Annotated in this window: 14 protein-coding genes; 8 read left to right on the top strand and 6 right to left on the bottom strand. The window is 63.6% G+C overall.

What is annotated here, in order from left to right:
- Window positions 1-150 precede the first annotated feature (150 nt).
- The 4 genes from PJE01S_RS22525 to PJE01S_RS22510 all read left to right on the top strand — a co-directional run bounded on the left by PJE01S_RS22525 (window position 151) and on the right by PJE01S_RS22510 (window position 4,322).
- Window positions 151-951: a gamma-glutamyl-gamma-aminobutyrate hydrolase family protein gene (locus PJE01S_RS22525; RefSeq protein ID WP_068835964.1), complete on the top strand. Its 801-nt coding sequence runs from the start codon at window positions 151-153 to the stop codon at window positions 949-951.
- Entirely contained in the window at window positions 948-2,321 is a 1,374-nt protein-coding gene (locus PJE01S_RS22520; protein ID WP_068835963.1) for an aldehyde dehydrogenase family protein, read from the top strand. The genes PJE01S_RS22525 and PJE01S_RS22520 overlap by 4 nt, the downstream gene beginning before the upstream one ends.
- Before the next feature lie 109 nt (window positions 2,322-2,430).
- Entirely contained in the window at window positions 2,431-3,090 is a 660-nt protein-coding gene (locus PJE01S_RS22515) for an HAD family hydrolase (RefSeq protein WP_068835962.1), read from the top strand.
- A gap of 215 nt (window positions 3,091-3,305) precedes the next feature.
- A complete protein-coding gene (locus PJE01S_RS22510; RefSeq protein ID WP_068835961.1) occupies window positions 3,306-4,322 on the top strand; it encodes a TRAP transporter substrate-binding protein in 1,017 nt (338 codons plus the stop codon).
- Window positions 4,323-4,450: 128 nt separating this feature from the next.
- Here the strand turns inward: PJE01S_RS22510 and PJE01S_RS22505 are convergent, their stop codons facing one another.
- The 5 genes from PJE01S_RS22505 to PJE01S_RS22485 form a co-directional block, all read right to left on the bottom strand.
- Window positions 4,451-5,116 (bottom strand): hypothetical protein, encoded by a 666-nt coding sequence (locus tag PJE01S_RS22505; RefSeq protein ID WP_157090447.1) that lies wholly within the window; start codon window positions 5,114-5,116, stop codon window positions 4,451-4,453.
- Between the two features lie 30 nt (window positions 5,117-5,146).
- Window positions 5,147-6,955 carry a hypothetical protein gene (locus PJE01S_RS22500; RefSeq protein WP_157090446.1) on the bottom strand — a complete coding sequence of 603 codons (1,809 nt, stop codon included), beginning with the start codon at window positions 6,953-6,955 and terminating at the stop codon, window positions 5,147-5,149.
- A 262-nt stretch (window positions 6,956-7,217) separates the two neighbouring features.
- Window positions 7,218-8,345 (bottom strand): helix-turn-helix transcriptional regulator, encoded by a 1,128-nt coding sequence (locus PJE01S_RS22495; RefSeq protein ID WP_068835958.1) that lies wholly within the window; start codon window positions 8,343-8,345, stop codon window positions 7,218-7,220.
- 137 nt (window positions 8,346-8,482) lie between these two features.
- Entirely contained in the window at window positions 8,483-11,443 is a 2,961-nt protein-coding gene (locus PJE01S_RS22490) for a DNA topoisomerase III (protein ID WP_068835957.1), read from the bottom strand.
- On the bottom strand, window positions 11,440-11,976 hold the full coding sequence (locus PJE01S_RS22485) for a TlpA family protein disulfide reductase (protein WP_245660936.1): 537 nt from the start codon (window positions 11,974-11,976) through the stop codon (window positions 11,440-11,442). Before PJE01S_RS22485 ends, PJE01S_RS22490 begins: the two co-directional genes overlap by 4 nt.
- A gap of 113 nt (window positions 11,977-12,089) precedes the next feature.
- Here PJE01S_RS22485 and PJE01S_RS22480 point away from each other — a divergent pair, with 113 nt between their 5' ends.
- The 3 genes from PJE01S_RS22480 to PJE01S_RS22470 are packed head-to-tail and all read left to right on the top strand — an operon-like array spanning window position 12,090 to window position 14,340.
- Complete coding sequence (locus PJE01S_RS22480; protein WP_169804423.1) at window positions 12,090-12,770, top strand: SET domain-containing protein; 681 nt, start codon at window positions 12,090-12,092, stop codon at window positions 12,768-12,770.
- 35 nt (window positions 12,771-12,805) lie between these two features.
- A complete protein-coding gene (locus PJE01S_RS22475; RefSeq protein ID WP_068835956.1) occupies window positions 12,806-13,693 on the top strand; it encodes a biotin--[acetyl-CoA-carboxylase] ligase in 888 nt (295 codons plus the stop codon).
- Window positions 13,687-14,340 (top strand): SPOR domain-containing protein, encoded by a 654-nt coding sequence (locus PJE01S_RS22470; RefSeq protein ID WP_068835955.1) that lies wholly within the window; start codon window positions 13,687-13,689, stop codon window positions 14,338-14,340. Before PJE01S_RS22475 ends, PJE01S_RS22470 begins: the two co-directional genes overlap by 7 nt.
- Before the next feature lie 127 nt (window positions 14,341-14,467).
- Here the strand turns inward: PJE01S_RS22470 and ypfH are convergent, their stop codons facing one another.
- Complete coding sequence (ypfH, locus tag PJE01S_RS22465) at window positions 14,468-15,118, bottom strand: esterase (protein WP_068835954.1); 651 nt, start codon at window positions 15,116-15,118, stop codon at window positions 14,468-14,470.
- 164 nt (window positions 15,119-15,282) lie between these two features.
- Here ypfH and PJE01S_RS22460 point away from each other — a divergent pair, with 164 nt between their 5' ends.
- Window positions 15,283-15,759 (top strand): FKBP-type peptidyl-prolyl cis-trans isomerase, encoded by a 477-nt coding sequence (locus PJE01S_RS22460; RefSeq protein ID WP_068835953.1) that lies wholly within the window; start codon window positions 15,283-15,285, stop codon window positions 15,757-15,759.
- Window positions 15,760-15,888 lie beyond the last annotated feature (129 nt).

Below are 15,888 nucleotides of genomic sequence, written 5' to 3'. Positions count from 1 at the left end.
TCGATACATCAAGGGAGCCGGAAAAATGAAAAACGTGGGAGCCCCACTTCCAGCAGGGGCCGCGGAACCGGCTTTGCCGGGCCGCAGGCGCAGCGCCCCCTCGGGGGGCAGCGCAGTACGCGAAGCGACAAGCGTGGGGGTAATATTTTTATGAGCAAAGCCGCCAGTCGACTCAAGATAGGTCTGTCGGCCTGCTTTTCGCATGCCGATCCGACGCGTTCCTTTTTTACCGGCAAGACGCTGCAGTACGTGGAGCAGTCGATTGCGCACTGGCTCATGTCCTCCGGCGCCATGGTCGTGATGGTGCCGTGTCCGACCGGCAGCACGCAGCGTGGCGACGTGACCTATGCGCATTACGCCGAGTGGCTGGACGGCTTGGTGCTGCATGGCGGCGCCGATGTCTGGCCCGGCAGCTATGGCGAGGCGCCCATGGAAGAAAGGTGGTCGGGCGACCGCGTGCGCGACGAGTACGACAAGGCCCTGGTCAGTGCTTTCGAGGCCGTCGGCAAGCCGATTTTCGGCGTCTGCCGCGGCCTGCAATTGCTCAATGTGGCCTATGGCGGCACGCTGTACCAGGACATCCAGACGCAGCTGCCCGAGTCCTTCCTCCACCGCGATGCCGCGACCTATGACCAGAACTTCCACAGTGTCGACATCGTGCAGGGCACCAGGCTCTCCGCCCTTTATCCGGGCGTGGAGCGGGTCCGCGTCAACAGCATTCACCACCAGGCGATCAAGGACCTGTCACCCGAGTTTGAAGCCGAGGCCTACAGCGTGAGCGACGGCATCGTGGAAGCCATACGCCGCAAGGACAAGTCCAAAAGCTATATTGCCGCGCTGCAGTGGCATCCCGAGTTTCACAAAACCGGCTCCGACACCATTGACGATGGGGCCGTGCTCAATGACTTCCTGACCGCCGTCAGCGCCGCAAAAAACCAGAGCAAAGCATGAACCAGCTCGCCATCCACAACCCCGCCACCGGTGCGCTGATCACCGAAGTCCCCGCTGACGATGCGGCATCGGTCGCCGCCAAAAGCCAGCAGGCGCGCGCCGCGCAGGCGCGCTGGGCCGGCCTGCCCCTGGCTGAGCGCAAAGCCTGCATCACGCGCTTTCGCGCCGCCATCGTGGCCGAGCTGGAGCCATTGGCGGCCATCATGACGCGCGAGACCGGCAAGCCCATCAGGATGTCGCGCAACGAACTCAATGGCCTGCTGGGGCGCATCGACTTCTTCCTGACTGAAGTAGACGGCAGCACCGCCACGCAGACCGTCTTCAACGAGGGCGGCATGACCGAGCAGATAGAGCACACGCCGCTGGGCGTAGTGGCCAATATCTCGGCCTGGAACTACCCCTGGTTTGTCGGCGGCAATGTCTTCATCCCGGCGCTGCTCACCGGCAATGCGGTGCTCTACAAGCCGTCTGAATACGCCACCCTGACCGGCCTGGCGATTGCGCGCCTGCTGCACGCGGCGGGCGTGCCGCAGGATGTGTTTGTGCCGCTGATTGGCGGCGGCGCGGTCGGTGCGGCCTTGCTGGCGCAAAAAATCGATGGCCTGTTCTTTACCGGCTCCTACGCAACGGGCGCCAGGATTGCCCAGGCCATGGGCCCGCGCCTGGTCAAGCTGCAGCTGGAGCTGGGCGGCAAGGACCCGACCTATGTCTGCGAAGACGCCCATCCCCAGACCGCCGCCGAGTCGCTGGCCGATGGCGCCATGTACAACACCGGGCAAAGCTGCTGCTCGGTCGAGCGCATTTACGTGCACGAGACCATTTACGAGGCCTTCGTGGCCGCCTTTGTCGCTACCGTCAAAACCTTCCAGGTCGGCGACCCGATGCTTGACAGCACCTACATAGGCGCCATCACGCGCGCGCCGCAGCTCGACGTGCTGGACGCCCAGGTGGCCGATGCCCTGGCCAAGGGCGCCACGCTGCTGATGGGCGGCAAGCGCGGCGCCGGCCCGGGCAACTGGTACGAGCCGACCGTGTTCAGCCATGTCAACCACGGCATGGAACTGATGCGCGAGGAGAGCTTTGGCCCCCTCATCGGCATCCAGAAAGTGTCGGGCGACGCGGAAGCCGTGAAGCTCATGAACGACACGCGCTACGGCCTGACCGCCGGCGTGTTCAGCCCCGATGCGGCACGTGCCAAGGCGCTGCTGGCCCAGGTCAACGCAGGCAGCGTCTACTGGAACTGCTGCGACCGCGTCAGCCCGCGCCTGCCCTGGAGCGGCCATGGCGATTCGGGCGTCGGCCTGACGCTGTCCACCTACGGCATCCAGACCTTTACGCGGCCGAAGGCCTGGCATCTGCGCCAGGGTTGAATATGGCCCCCACGCTTGTGGCTACGCCGCTCTTCGAGAACGCTTCGCGTACTTCGCCGCCCCCCGAGGCGGTACATTTCACCCAGGGCAGCCCACCGGGAGAATCGCCATGCGCTTAACCCTGTTTGACCTCGACCACACGCTGCTCAACGGCGACAGCGATGTGCTGTGGTGCGACTTCCTGATTGCCAAGGGCGTGCTCGACCCCCAACATTTCGCCGCCCGCAATGCCGACATCGAGAGTCGCTACCAGGCCGGCACGATAGGGCCGCAGGAGTTCGCCGACTTCTATGTCGGCACGCTGGCCGGGCGCAGCCCGCAGGAATGGGAACCCTTGCGCCAGGCCTTCATGGCCAACTGGATAGCGCCACGCATCACGCCCGCAGCCATTGCACTGGTCGACAAACACCTGGAGGCCGGCGACCTGGTGGTGATGACCACGGCCACCAACCGCTTCCTGACCGAGCTGACCGCCATTTACTTTGACATCGAGCACCTGATTGCCACCGAGCCCGAATTACAGGATGGCCGCTTCACCGGCCGCACCAGCGGCACGCTGAACATGCGCGAAGGCAAGGTGACGCGCCTGCAGGACTGGATGAAGGCGCGCGGCCTGCGTTTCCAGGATTGCCAAAGCACCGCCTACAGCGACTCGATCAACGACCTGCCCTTGCTGGAAACGGTCAAGCACCCGGTAGCGGTCGACCCCGACGCGCGACTGGGACCGATCGCGCGCTCGCGTGGCTGGCCCGTGCTCAGCCTGCGCTGAGCAGCTTGTAAGGCGGCAAGGACAATAACCCAGCAGCCTCAGGCGCTGACAGCTATTGTTTTGATAGCATCTGACGCCTGGCTCAGTTCGCTGCGGCTTCGCTCGCAGCCAGCCCCGACTGCCGCTTGTTGCAGCCATGTCGATATTCATGTTTAATTTGAAGGCGCCAATATTGGCGCCTATAAGAAAACAAATTGTCGACATAAAGGGTGCACATGAACAGTCCCGCATTCCGGCTGCCAAGGCCGTGGTTCATTCGACTCGCGTCGGCCTGGGCGGCGGCGGCATGGCTGCTGGCCTGCAGTGCGGCCCAGGCCGAATCGCTGCGCGTGGCCGGCAACTTCCCGGCCGACCACTCCAGCAGCGTGGCGATGGAGAAGTTCAAGCAGGACGTGGAGAAAGCCAGCAACGGCGAGTTGCGGGTGGATATCTTTGCGGCGATGAAACTGGGCAGCGCCAAGGACAATGTCGATCAGGTCAGCAGCGGATCGATCTTCATGACCTGGATTCCGCCGGCCTATTTGTCGAGCAGCATTCCCGAGCTCAGTGCGTTGAGCATTCCATTCGCGTTTGCGGACCGGCAGGCGGCGTTCCGGGTCGTGGACGGCAAGGTGGGGACCACGCTGGCGGGCAAATTCGCCGCCAAGGGCCTGGTGCTGTTGGGCTTCATGGAACTGGGGCCGCGCCAGCTGACCAACAACAAGCGGCCGATCCGCTCGCTCGCCGATCTCAAGGGGCTCAAGGTCCGCCTGCAGCCCGACGAGATCCACATGGCGACCTTCCGCGCGCTGGGCGCGGACCCGGTCGCGATCGACATCAAGGAGCTCTACGGGGCACTGGAAAGCGGCGCAGTCGAGGCGCAGGAAAACCCGTTTGCGGTGATCCGGCAGCGCAACTTCGACAAGGTCCAGAAGTACCTCTCGAACACCTCGCATTTCTTCGATTTCATTCTGCTGCTGGCCAACAAGCGTGCGTTCGACGGCCTCAGGCCCGAGCAGCAGAAAATCGTGCGCGAGGCCGCCGCCAATGCGGTGTACGCCCAGCGCGTCACGGCAGCGGCCGAGGACATCGGGGCGATCGTCGAGCTGGCCAACCGCGGCATGGCGTTCGAACCGGTGCGTCCCTCGCTTCGCGCCGACTTTCGGCGGGCCACGCAGGGCGTGGTCGACAGCGTGCGCCAGAAGGCTGGCGCGCAGCTTGTCGATGCAGTGCTGAACCCCGGCGGGCCGTAGCGCGCCGAGGCTGACATCGGCCGGTCGGCTTCGCCAGCGGCGGCTGGTGGCCCTGCGGCCCGCGTCAGCTCAGGTGCTTGCCCACAAGCCCGGCCAGCTCGAACACATCGTCACCTAAAGGGTAGCCCTTAAAACTCCTCAAAGGAATTCTCATTAATCTTTCGAAGATTGGCGCTATTCAATTCCTTGACCGAGGGGTCACTGAAACCGGGCACGCAGGATTTTTCGGATACCGTGCGCCACGCATAGGTGAAGCGGCCTTGCGCATCCTTGCCGCTCATGTCGCAGCGCACGGTTTTCCCCTGGGTGCAGAAGGTCGCCCCCGGTTCATGCGTCAAGCCGTATTGGGTCTGGATCAGGTACGGGCAGCCGCGCGTGCTGTCCGCCACCTTGGGCGGTTTATCCTGGGTAGCGCCATCGCCGTCATTTGCGCCATTCCTTTGTCCTTGCTGTTTTTGCCACGTCTGGACTTGTTGCTGCAATCGGCGGTTTTCCTCTTCCAGCTTCTGCCGGTCCTGCATCATCTTTTTCTGATACGCGGACTGCTCTTGCTGTTGCTGCTGCAGGTCGCGCTGGCGCTGGCTTTCCATCATGCTCTGGTTCAAATTATCGAGTGCCTGACCGATTGCCTGACTGCCGCCGGCATTGCCCGTAGCGTTGGAACTTTGCGTGCTGCGGGAAGGTGTCGCTCTAGAGCCGCAGTACCTCTCACAACCTTCGGTGGCGTGTAATGGAACAGAAATAATGACGAGCGTGACTGCCGAGATGAAGGATAAGAAATAGCTTTTGATCATGATGATTGACCCGATGCCAAAGGGAGCAATTCAGCGCGACGTATTCGAAGGAAGCGCCGCTTTTTGGCCGTCCACGTCGTGGCGAAAGCGCGTCTGCTCTTCCGCCATCAGTTGTGCAAGACGATCCAGCGGCACCGCACTGCCCTGCGATTGCGCGATCAGTTTATCCAGCGGCGGCAGGCTATCGGGCAAGGTGGTCAATGCGCGTTCGATCAAGGCGTCGCGTTGCGCCTGCTTCTTTTCCGGTGTCATCTGCTGTGCATCAGGGTCGCTCGGATGCGTCTTTTCAAGGGATACGTATTCGGCACTCTCGACGGCAGGTTGCGTCACGCGCTGCACAGTATTGCGGCTGGTGTCTATCATGTACAGGGACACGGGGGCAATCGCCATCACGCGCCGCGTCACCGCCTGGCGCTGGTAGGTCTCGTAGATCGGGGTGACGATGACAGCGGGAGTCTTGTCCAACGCTCTGCGCAAGCGATCCACTTCTTCGCGCCGGTTTCCGGTGCTGAAAATGCTGGTGCTTGCGCTGATCAAGCCGAGCGCGGCGAGTCCCTGTGACTGTCTGGCCGCAGCTTTCGCCTGTTGTTCAGCTTGACGCTGATCGGCTTCGGCGCGGCTCAACCTGCTTTGCGCCTCGGCCAGTTCCTGGCTCAATTTTTCCCGCTCGGGATTCGGCTTTGCTTCCTTCCTGAGCAGGTAGCGTCCCGCCTGCTGCGTTGTACTCACAATGCCTTCCAGCCCGGACAGGCGACCGATGTCCGCCAGCACGATCAGGTCGTAACGGGTTCGTGCTTCTCCAAGCTGTTGCAATGGCTGCGCATACTCGCTGGCTGGCAGCAATTCGGCATCTAACCGCTGTGCCAGCGCCTTTGCACGGGCATGCGCCAACTCGCGCCGCGCCGGCAATGTCTCCGCGCCGAACACGGGCAGGACAGCAACGGCAACACGGACGTTCGCGTCAGGCACCTCAGCATTGAGGCGACCGCCGGCTTCCAACTTTTTTGCAAGCGTTATATCTTTCCAGTTCCGTTCGCGCGCGTAGGCATTGATCCAGCCTTGTGTCAGTTGCTGGCGCACCGTTTTGTCGGCGACTTTGCCAAGGTAATTTTTCAAAATGATCGCGGCGTTCGCGGTTCCGGACAAGGACATGGTTTCCGCCATCGCAGATGCCCGGCTGGCGATCAGCCGCTCATGGTCGCTGGCTGCAAGTACCGGCGGATAGGCCGCAAAAAAGTCCGGCTGGACCGTCAAGTCGTATGCAGCAAATTGTCTGGGTGCGGCCTCCGCCAAATCGGCCACGGCCTTGTCCAGCGCGGTTTTTAAAGTCTTGAATTCGGCAGACTGGAACTCCGGCCGCGATAACAACGGATCCGTTGCATTCTCACTAATATGCTGCATGCTCCGTTCAATGAGCTGCGTCAATTCCGGCCAACGATCCTGTCCCGACATCGGGTTAGCGTCTTGAAGCTGGCTGACAAGCATGGTCTGTTGTGGAGACGAACGCCGATTCAACGCATCGGCCAGCTTTTTAATGACAGGCTGGGCATCGGATGACTTGTCCAGTTCGTCTCGCTTGCTTTGATAATAGGCTTGGGCGCGTTCCAACTCGCCGTTATCGACCCGTGCGCGCAATTCTCCCGTTGACCCGCTAAGTAGATTGCCGAGTAAATTGAATGCGTTGCTGATTGACTTCACGACATTGAGCTGCGCTCCCTCGACAGGGCTTTTATCGGTACCTTCCGCGGCAAGAGGACCGGGCGCATCCATTCCCAGAGCAGCCCCGCCTGACAACACAAATGCCGAAAAGACCAGAGACTTGACGTGCTTGATGGCCAAGCATCTCGGATTTCGATGCAGCATTGATTCCCCCTCCAGACATTGATAAGTGTGCGGTTCGCACAAGACAGCTCATCTGCATTGCACAGGCGCCCCTATTGGCGCTCTTCATAAACGATGACAGTTGAGAAAACGCAGGTCCATTCAACGGCCATGCAACGCCTATAAATACTTACCGAAGACGCCGAAGCCTTCCATCCCGCAATTGCGGTATTTTTCGCTCCGAGGAGGAGATGCCGTGCAGGCCAGCGGCCTGCCCGCTTCAAGCGGCCGTAAACGCCAGCGTCTGAATCAGGCGCACCAAGTCGACCTGCCTGTGGCAGCCGGTCTTGCGCAGCAGATTCTTCAGGTGCGCGCGCGCGGTGTGCCAGCTGCAGCTTTCGGCGTTGGCAAAGTCGTGGATGGTTTTGCCGGCGGCCAGAGCCAAGGCGAGGCGGGCTTCGGTGGGGGTGAGGCCGAGCAGCTCGCCCAGCAGGGCCGCCGAGGGACTGGCGCTGGCGTTGGGGTCGGCCAGCACGACCATGGCGAGGTGGATTTGCCGGAAAGACGCCAGCGGGTGGCTGGCTTTGAGGGGCAGCACGGAGACGCCCAGCCATTGGTCGGCGCCGCATGCCAGCCGGAAGGCGCCGGCGCTGGCGGGGCTGCGCTGGCGGCAGGCGGCGGTGACCAGGTGGCGGAACCTGGCGTCGGCCTCGCTGGCGGCAAATACCAGGTGTTCGTGCACGGCGCGGCAGGGCACGGTGGCCGCGGCCAGGCAGGCCTGGGCCGCGCGGTTGAGGTGCTGGATGCGGCCCTTGTCATCCACGATGAGTATGCCCTGAGGCAACTTGTCGAGCGCGCTCAGGCCCAGGGCGGCATGCTTTTCCAGTTGCCCCATGCGCGCGCGCAGTTCGCTGGCGCGGTGTAGATGGGGAAGCAGCCGCTCGAAAACGATCTTTTCTTGCGGTTCAAAAAGGCATTGATCGGGTGAACGAAAGAATGCGAGAAATTCTCTTTGTGCTTCGTCGGTTCGCAGCTTGACAGAGAGCGTGTCGCGAATGCCTAGTGGCATCAGCCAATCCGCAAAGATTGGCGTGCGGGAGACGGCTCGCGCGTCAAAATGGTCACTGTCGGCCACGACCTGGCCCACGGACAGCGCAAAGACCCGCGCCGCTCGCGGATCGTCTTTGGCATAGTGAGCCTCGTATTCCCGGACCTTTCCCTCCGGGAGCTCCGTGGACGACACACTGTCGAGCACCGCGAAACTCTGCGCATTCATCACGAGGTAGTGAAACCCGATCCCGCCAAGCGCTTCGTTGATGGCGTCCAGGCCGTCGTACCAGTCGCCCGGGTTCATGACCCCGTCGTAGAGCAGGGAAACAATGGGTTCTATGCCTGCAAGCCGTTCCATGGCAGCGCCTCCAACCATCCGCTGGGATTCGCGGGGATTTTATTCAGGTCATCTCTGAAAATCTCAACAAAGAATTCAAACCCTCGCTAAATATACGCCAACAGCTATCATATTGATAGCAACAAGAAGCCTGGCTCTCAGCTCAAATGCTTGCCCACAATCCCGGCCAGCTCGAACATCGTCACCTGCGGCTTGCCGAATACCGGCAGCAGCTTGGCGTCGGCGTTGATGGCGCGCTTGTTGGCGGCATCCTGCAGGCCCTCGGCCTTGATGTAGTCCCAGAGCTTTTTGATGACCTGGGTGCGCGCTACCGGCTCGGCGCCAATCACGGCGGCCAGTGCGACGCTGGGCTTGAGGCCGCTGGCGGCCGTGGTTTTGCGCGGGGCCTTGGGCTTGGCGGCTCCGGTGGCGGTTTTGGCGGGCGCCTTCTTGGCCGCCACCTTTTTCACGGCCGGCGCGGCCTTGGCGGCCACCGCCTTGCCAAACGGCGTCTTGACGGTGCCGGTCTTGGCTGCCGCCGGTTTGCGCGGCGGGAACTTGGACGGGGCAAACTCGAAGTTCACCTTGCCGGCCTCCGCGTCCCAGACCAGCATGGCCTTGAAGGGGCGGCGCGTGCGCATGGAGACGAACTTGTCGAGCAGATCGGTCTTGCCGGTGGCCAGCAGCTTGTGCATCTGCTCGCGCTCGATCGGCTGCTGCAGGATGACCTGGCCGGTCTTGAAGTCGCAGCTGGGCGTGGGCTGCGCGTCGGTCGGCACCGATTTTTCACAGACATAGTTTTTGCCCAGCTCATACACGCCGCTCGCGCACTTGGGGCAGGCGCCCAGCGATTGCTGCGCACTGAAATCGACAATCTCACCGGTCTCGCCGTTCTTGTCATCGCCAAAATCAAACTCGAGCTTGTAGTTTTTGCTATCTTCGTCGTACCTGATGACGATCTCGGCCGTGAACGGCCAGCCCGCCTTGGAGCGGAAACCGTCCAGCGGGCCGATTTTCTTGTGGCGCAAAAACTGCTCGACCTCGGCGAGTTCAAAGGTGCGGCCGGCCGGTGTCTTGCCAAAGGAAAAGCCGCAGCCGCTGTCGGCATCATCACCCTGCTTGCCGGTGCAGCTGTAGCGCCGGTAGTTTTCCTTCATCACGCCGCCGCAGTTGGGGCAGGGCGTTTGCAGCGTGGCGTAGTCGCCGGGAATCGTGTCCTTGTCGTAGCCCTTGGCCTTGGCCACCAGGCGCTCGGTCATGGCGGCGATTTCGGCCATGAAGGTTTCGCGGCTCAGCTTGCCGTGCTCCATTTGCGCCAGCTTGTGCTCCCACTCGCCGGTCAGCTCGGCCTTGGAGAGTTCCTCGACATCCAGCCCGCGCAGCAAGGTCATGAGCTGGAAGGCCTTGGCCGTGGGAATCAGCTCGCGGCCTTCGCGCAGCATGTATTTCTCGGCAAGCAGGCCCTCGATGGTGGCCGCGCGCGTGGCCGGTGTGCCCAGGCCTTTTTCCTGCATGGCTTCACGCAGCTCGTCGTCGTCAATGGTCTTGCCGGCGCCTTCCATGGCGCCCAGCAGCGTGGCTTCGCTGTAGCGCGCCGGCGGCCGGGTTTTCAGGCCCTTGGCCTCGACCACCTCGGCGCGTACCTTCTCGCCGGGCTTGACCGGCACCAGGCTTTGCCCCTTGTCGCCTTCCTTGGCGTCGGCCACTTCGTCCGCCGCTTCCTTGCCGTAGATGGCCAACCAGCCTGGCTTGACCAGCACCTTGCCCTCGGTCTTGAAGCTGTGACCGACCGATTGTGAAATGCGCGTGGTGACCAGGTACTCGGCGCTCGGGAAGAACACCGCCATGAAGCGGCGCACCACCAGGTCATAGAGCTTTTGCTCGGCCTCGCTCAGGCCATGCGGCGCCTGCAGCGTGGGGATGATGGCAAAGTGATCACTCACCTTGGCATTGTCGAAAATGCGCTTGCTGGGCTTGATGTAGTTGCCCTTGAGCGCAGTGGCCGCATGCGGCGCCAAATGCTTCATGCCACTGTCGGCCAGCATTTCAAAGGTCTGCCTGACCACCGGCAGGTAGTCTTCGGGCAGGGCGCGCGAATCGGTACGCGGGTAGGTCAGCGCCTTGTGGCGCTCATACAGGCTTTGCGCGATCGACAGCGTGGTCTTGGCCGAAAAGCCGAACTTGCCATTGGCCTCGCGCTGCAGGGACGTCAAGTCAAACAACTGGCCGGCGGCCTGGGTGGTGGGCTTGCTTTCCTCGGTGACCGTGGCGGTCTTGCCGCGCACCGCCTCGGCAATGGCCAGCGCCTCACGCTCGGACCAGACGCGGTCGGCCTTCAGCTCGGCATCGGGCTCGGCATTGTCGGCATTGGCCGCGGCCTTTTTCCATTTCGGGTCAAACCACTTGGCCGGGTATTCGCCGGCTTCGGCCAGGAAGGTGGCGTGGATTTCCCAGTAGTCGCGGCTGACGAACTTGCGGATTTTTTCCTCGCGTTCCACTACCACCGACAAGGTCGGCGTCTGCACGCGGCCCACGGTAGTCAGAAAGAAACCGCCGTCGCGCGAATTGAAGGCCGTCATCGCCCGCGTGCCGTTGATGCCGACCATCCAGTCGGCTTCGGAACGGGAGCGCGCGGCGTCGGCCAGGCCCTGCATCTGCTTTTCGGTGCGCAGGCTGTCAAAACCCTCGCGGATCGCGGCCGGCGTCATGGACTGCAGCCACAGGCGCTTGACCGGGTGCTTGCTGTTGGCGTACTGCTGGATCAGCCGAAAGATCAGCTCGCCCTCGCGGCCGGCGTCGCAGGCATTGACGATGGCGCCCACATCCTTGCGCTTGGCCAGCTTGACGATGGCGTTGAGCCGCGTCTTGGTCTTGTCTATGGGCTTGACCTCGAAATACGGCGGAATCACCGGCAGGTTGGCAAAACTCCATTTGCCCCGCTTGACGTCGAACTCCTCGGGCGCCTGGATCTCGACCAGATGGCCGACTGCCGAGGTGACCAGCCACTCGTCGCTCTCGAAATACTCGTCGTGCTTTTCAAACTTGCCCGCCATGGGCGTGATGGCACGCACAATGTCTTGTGCCACCGAGGGTTTTTCTGCAATTACCAGAGTTTTCATAAGTACTTCTTCAAACCTTCTACATCTTCGGGGAACATTTCCCCGCTTTCCGCAAATACGACTGTTCCACTGCGGCCTCCCGGCCCGTCCACCTTGAGGGCCACCACCACCGGCAGCCCCACCGGCTTGGGCAGCAGTCTGGCGACCTCCGGCGTCAGCATCCCCGCAGGAAAGCTGTAGCCCTTGGCCTTCATATAGTTAACGGCTGCCGCCGGCTGTTTATCAATCGACAGCGCCAGCAGGTCCAGCCCCTTGGCCTTCTGGGCCCGCCACAGGGCTTCCATATGCGGCGACTGCAGCGCGCAAAAAGGGCACCAGCTGGCCCACCAGTACACCACAAGCAGCTTGCCCTCGGCCTGCGCGGGCCTCCAGCGGCGTCCGTCCAGCAGCGTCACGGCAGGCAAGGCCAGCGTGCTGCCGACCTTGGGCAAAGGCGCTTCGGCGCCCCTGGCCCAGGCGCGCGGGCCCATGCCCGGCGCCAATGGCAGGGCGAGGGCGGCGATGGACTGCATCACGTTTCGGCGGTTGAACACGGGGCTCCTTGGGGCATCACTACAATACGGCTTCTCGCGCATGTACGCGCGCAGGTGCGCACGCATGCACATGCGCGCACCTGCATGAATTAACCATACCAAAAAAACACCCCGTGTCAAAAAGTCAAGCCGCCGCGCCCTCTTCACTGCCCGCCAAGCCCGACCCGTCCGCTGCTGTCCAGGCACCCGGCGGCGACAGCCGGCGCATACAGACGCGCCGCTCCGGCGTGCATGGCAAGGGCGTGTTCGCCCTGCAGGATCTGGCCGAAGGCGAGACCCTGATCGAATATGTCGGCGAGATCATCAACTGGAAAGAGGCCCTGCGCCGCCACCCGCACGACCCGACCGACCCCAACCACACCTTTTACTTCCACATCGACGAAGAGCATGTGATCGACGCCAAGCACGGCGGCAACTCCTCGCGCTGGATCAACCACAGCTGCAAGCCCAACTGCGAGGCCGACGAAGACGGCGGCCGCGTGTTCATCAAGGCGCTGCGCAACATCCAGGCGGGCGAAGAGCTGTTTTACGACTACGGCCTGATCATTGACGCGCCCTATACGAAGAAGCTGAAGGCCGAATACCCCTGCTGGTGCGGCGCCAAGAACTGCCGCGGCACCCTGCTGGCGCCCAAGGACAAAAAAGACGCCAAAAAGTCCGACAGGAAGGCCGGAAAGAAAGCCGACGCCAAGCTCGAGAAAAAGTCGGCAAAAGCGTCCGACCTGAAGGCGACAAAGAAAACGGAAAAGAAGGCGCTCAAAAAGGCGGACAAGAAAAAGAGCACCAAGGCCTGAGCCCGCCGCCCACCACGCCTGTTGCACAAAGCCCTGTGACCTCCGACCCGACCACCCCCATCCGCTGGCCCGCCGAGGCCCTCTGGGAGGCGCTGGCGCCTGTCCTGCCGGGTTTCACGGTCGAGGTCCTGCCCGAGATCGATTCGAGCAACACGGAGCTGATGCGGCGCTTCAGGGGCAGTGCCGGCGCGCCGCCCCGGCCCGAGCCGATCCTGCTGGTGGCCGAGCAGCAAACCGCCGGGCGCGGCCGGCTGGGCCGCAGCTGGCAAAGCCGGCGCGGCGACAGCCTGACGTTTTCACTGGGCCTGCCTTTGCAGCCCGCCGACTGGTCCGGCCTGTCGCTGGTGGCCGGCATCAGCGTGGCGGAGAGCCTGGACCCCGGCAACACCGGCAACGCCCGGATTGGCCTGAAATGGCCCAATGACCTGTGGATCTCCGGCCCGCAAGGCGACCGCAAGCTGGCCGGCATTCTGGTCGAAACAGCCAGCTGGGACAACCTTCGCTATGTGGTGATCGGCATCGGCATCAACATCCGGGCGGTTGCGCTTGCCGCTCCTGCCCTGCCTGCCGCCGCGGCGCCAGCCCCGGCCGCCATCCCGCCGGGCTGCCTGCAAGACCTGTTTCCCGCCCTCGACGCGGCCAGCACGCTGCTGCGCGTGGTGCCGCCGCTGGTGCAGGCTATGCAGGCGTTCGAGCAGTTCGGCTTTGCGCCGTTCCAGGCGCGTTTTGCGGCGCGCGACGTGCTCTCGGGCCGCGCCGTGCAGCTGTCCGACGGCACCCAGGGCACGGCCCACGGCGTCGGCGAAAACGGCGCACTGCTGTTGCATACGGCGGCTGGCATGCAGGAAATCACCAGTTCCGAAGTCAGCGTGCGCCCCATGGCCGCGAGCGCCGGCGCCTCGAAAGACATGCGCCCATGCTGAGGCTGCTGGTGCTGGCGCTGGTCCTGGCCAACGCGGGCTACTTTGCCTGGACGCAAGGCCTGCTGGCCGACTACGGCCTGGCCCCCGCCACCCAGTCCGAACCGCAGCGCCTGGCGCAGCAGCTCAGGCCCGAGGCCATGCACCTGCTGAACGCCGGCGATGCCCGGCAGCCGGAAGGCGCCGCGCCGGGCAACGCCGGCGAATGCCTGCAGGCGGGCCTGTTCAGCGAAGAACAGGTCAACGCCCTGCGGCCGCGCCTGCAAAGCAGCCTGCCCGCAGGCAGCTGGGTGCTGGAAAGCGGCCTGCAGCCGGGCCGCTGGATTGTCTACATGGGCAAATACGCCAACGAGGAAGCGCTGTCCAAAAAGCGCGGCGAACTGCGCCAGCTGGGCGTGTCCGTCGAGCCGCTGGTCAACCCGGCGCTGAGCCCCGGCCTGTCACTGGGCCACTACGGCTCGCAGGCCGACGCCGAGCGCGAAATGGCCAGGGTCGCCACGCACGGCGTGCGCACCGCCCGGGTGGTGCTGGAGCGGCCCGAGCTGCGCGGCCAGACGCTCAAGCTGGCCTCGGTCGACGCCGCCTTGCGGGCCAAACTCGAGGCCCTCAAGCCGCAGCTGGAAGGCAAGGCGCTGCAAGCCTGCCGCTAGTACGGCAATTCGGTGCCGGGGCGCGGCGCCAGGCCCCGACCGCTACGTTTTCGATAGCTGCCTGTGCACACCCTGATTGGGCTGCAGACACTTTGCATTCGAATATCCGGGGCGCCACCGGCAGCCTTTATTGCGCATCCTTCCAGAGCCGCAAAGGCACGCAGGTCTGCAAGCGCGTCACCGCCTGGTCCATCAGCGCCGGATGCAGCTCATGCCCCAGCGAGTCGGCCACGTCCAGCGTGGCATCGGCCCCCAGCGACATGATGTGCTCGTAATCGGCCCGCGTGCGCTGCACCGGTATCACCGGGTCGAGTTGTCCGTGGAACAAATGCAGCGTCGTGAGCGCCGGCGCCTTGGCTGGCCAGAACTGGTAGCCGCCGCCAAACCCGAGCAAACGCCCCACCAGGCCGTCATGCGCATCGGTCAAGGCCAGGGCCAGGCTGGCCCCCGCGCCAAATCCGGCCAGGGCCGAACCCTGCTCCGAAATGCCAAAACGCGCCTGCTGCGCCCGCAAAAAAGCGGCCAGCACATCGACACGGGCGGCCATGGCGGCGGCATCGTCGAGCCCGGCGGCGGCGGCGCCGGCCGCATCGGCATGCGGACCCACCAGCCCCTCCGGCAGCAACACCACGGCGGCCGGAAAGGCGCCCCCCAGCAGCTGGCCCAAGTCCAGCATGTCGGCGGCCGTGCCGCCGGCGTCATGCAAGAGCACAAACAGCTGCTTGGGCTCCGGGGCGGCCGGCAGCAGCTCTATGGTTTCAATGTCGGATGGGGTCATGGGTGCACGCGTGAAAGTAGCCTGAAAGCGACCCAGTTTAGTCGCTTGAGCCCTGGGGCCTGTTCACGCCATTGTTGCTAAGATCGTGCCACCGCCAAACAAGTCGCCCGCCAGCCGGGCCTGATACAGAAAGCGCCTTAACGCGCCCCGCCCCCGAGAACACCATGAAAATCGAAAAAGACACCGCCGTCACCCTGCGCTTCAAAGTCTCTGACGCCCAGGGCAAGCTCATTGAAGAAAGCAAGGACCCCATGGTCTACCTGCATGGAGGCTACGGCAACACCTTGCCCAAGATAGAGGAAGCGCTGGCCGGCCAGGAGCCCGGCTACCAGACCACGCTGGCCCTGGCCGCCGAAGACGCCTTCGGCCTGCGCGACGAAAGCCTGGTCTGCACCATTCCGCGCAGCCAGTTTCCGCCCGGCGTGAAGGTCGGCGGCCAGCTCGAAGGCCGCGGCAGCGATGGCCGGCAGCAGGTCTTCAACGTCATGAAGATCAAGGGCGACACCGTCCTGCTCGACGGCAACCACCCGCTGGCCGGCAAGGCCTTGCGCTTCAGCCTGAAGGTCACCGATGTGCGTGCCGCGTCCGCGGAAGAAATTGCGCACCAGCATGTGCACGGCGAGCACGGCCACCACCACTGACAGGGGACGCTGAGCGCCACCGAACGGTCAGCCGTCGGGCTGAGCCCCCACGCTCGGAAATCATGGCGCCGGCGCAAGCGCAACGGACATAAAAAAAGACAGGGCCAGCCTGTCTTTTTTAAAGGGGGT

It is taken from the genome of Polaromonas jejuensis NBRC 106434 (assembly GCF_001598235.1).
GTDB classification, from domain to species: Bacteria; Pseudomonadota; Gammaproteobacteria; order Burkholderiales; family Burkholderiaceae_C; genus Polaromonas; species Polaromonas jejuensis.
Note: the sequence above shows the minus strand (reverse complement) of the source record. Positions and strands in the feature narration are given on the sequence as shown.

Bases quoted from the DNA above. Each gene is read 5' to 3' on its own strand.
- PJE01S_RS22520 (WP_068835963.1), top strand. From the start codon at position 948: ATGAACCAGCTCGCCATCCACAACCCCGCCACCGGTGCGCTGATCACC.
- PJE01S_RS22510 (WP_068835961.1), top strand. From the start codon at position 3,306: ATGAACAGTCCCGCATTCCGGCTGCCAAGGCCGTGGTTCATTCGACTC.
- ypfH (WP_068835954.1), bottom strand. From the start codon at position 15,118: ATGACCCCATCCGACATTGAAACCATAGAGCTGCTGCCGGCCGCCCCG.
- PJE01S_RS22525 (WP_068835964.1), top strand. From the start codon at position 151: ATGAGCAAAGCCGCCAGTCGACTCAAGATAGGTCTGTCGGCCTGCTTT.
- PJE01S_RS22495 (WP_068835958.1), bottom strand. From the start codon at position 8,345: ATGGAACGGCTTGCAGGCATAGAACCCATTGTTTCCCTGCTCTACGAC.
- PJE01S_RS22505 (WP_157090447.1), bottom strand. From the start codon at position 5,116: ATGATCAAAAGCTATTTCTTATCCTTCATCTCGGCAGTCACGCTCGTC.
- PJE01S_RS22470 (WP_068835955.1), top strand. From the start codon at position 13,687: ATGCTGAGGCTGCTGGTGCTGGCGCTGGTCCTGGCCAACGCGGGCTAC.
- PJE01S_RS22515 (WP_068835962.1), top strand. From the start codon at position 2,431: ATGCGCTTAACCCTGTTTGACCTCGACCACACGCTGCTCAACGGCGAC.
- PJE01S_RS22490 (WP_068835957.1), bottom strand. From the start codon at position 11,443: ATGAAAACTCTGGTAATTGCAGAAAAACCCTCGGTGGCACAAGACATT.
- PJE01S_RS22460 (WP_068835953.1), top strand. From the start codon at position 15,283: ATGAAAATCGAAAAAGACACCGCCGTCACCCTGCGCTTCAAAGTCTCT.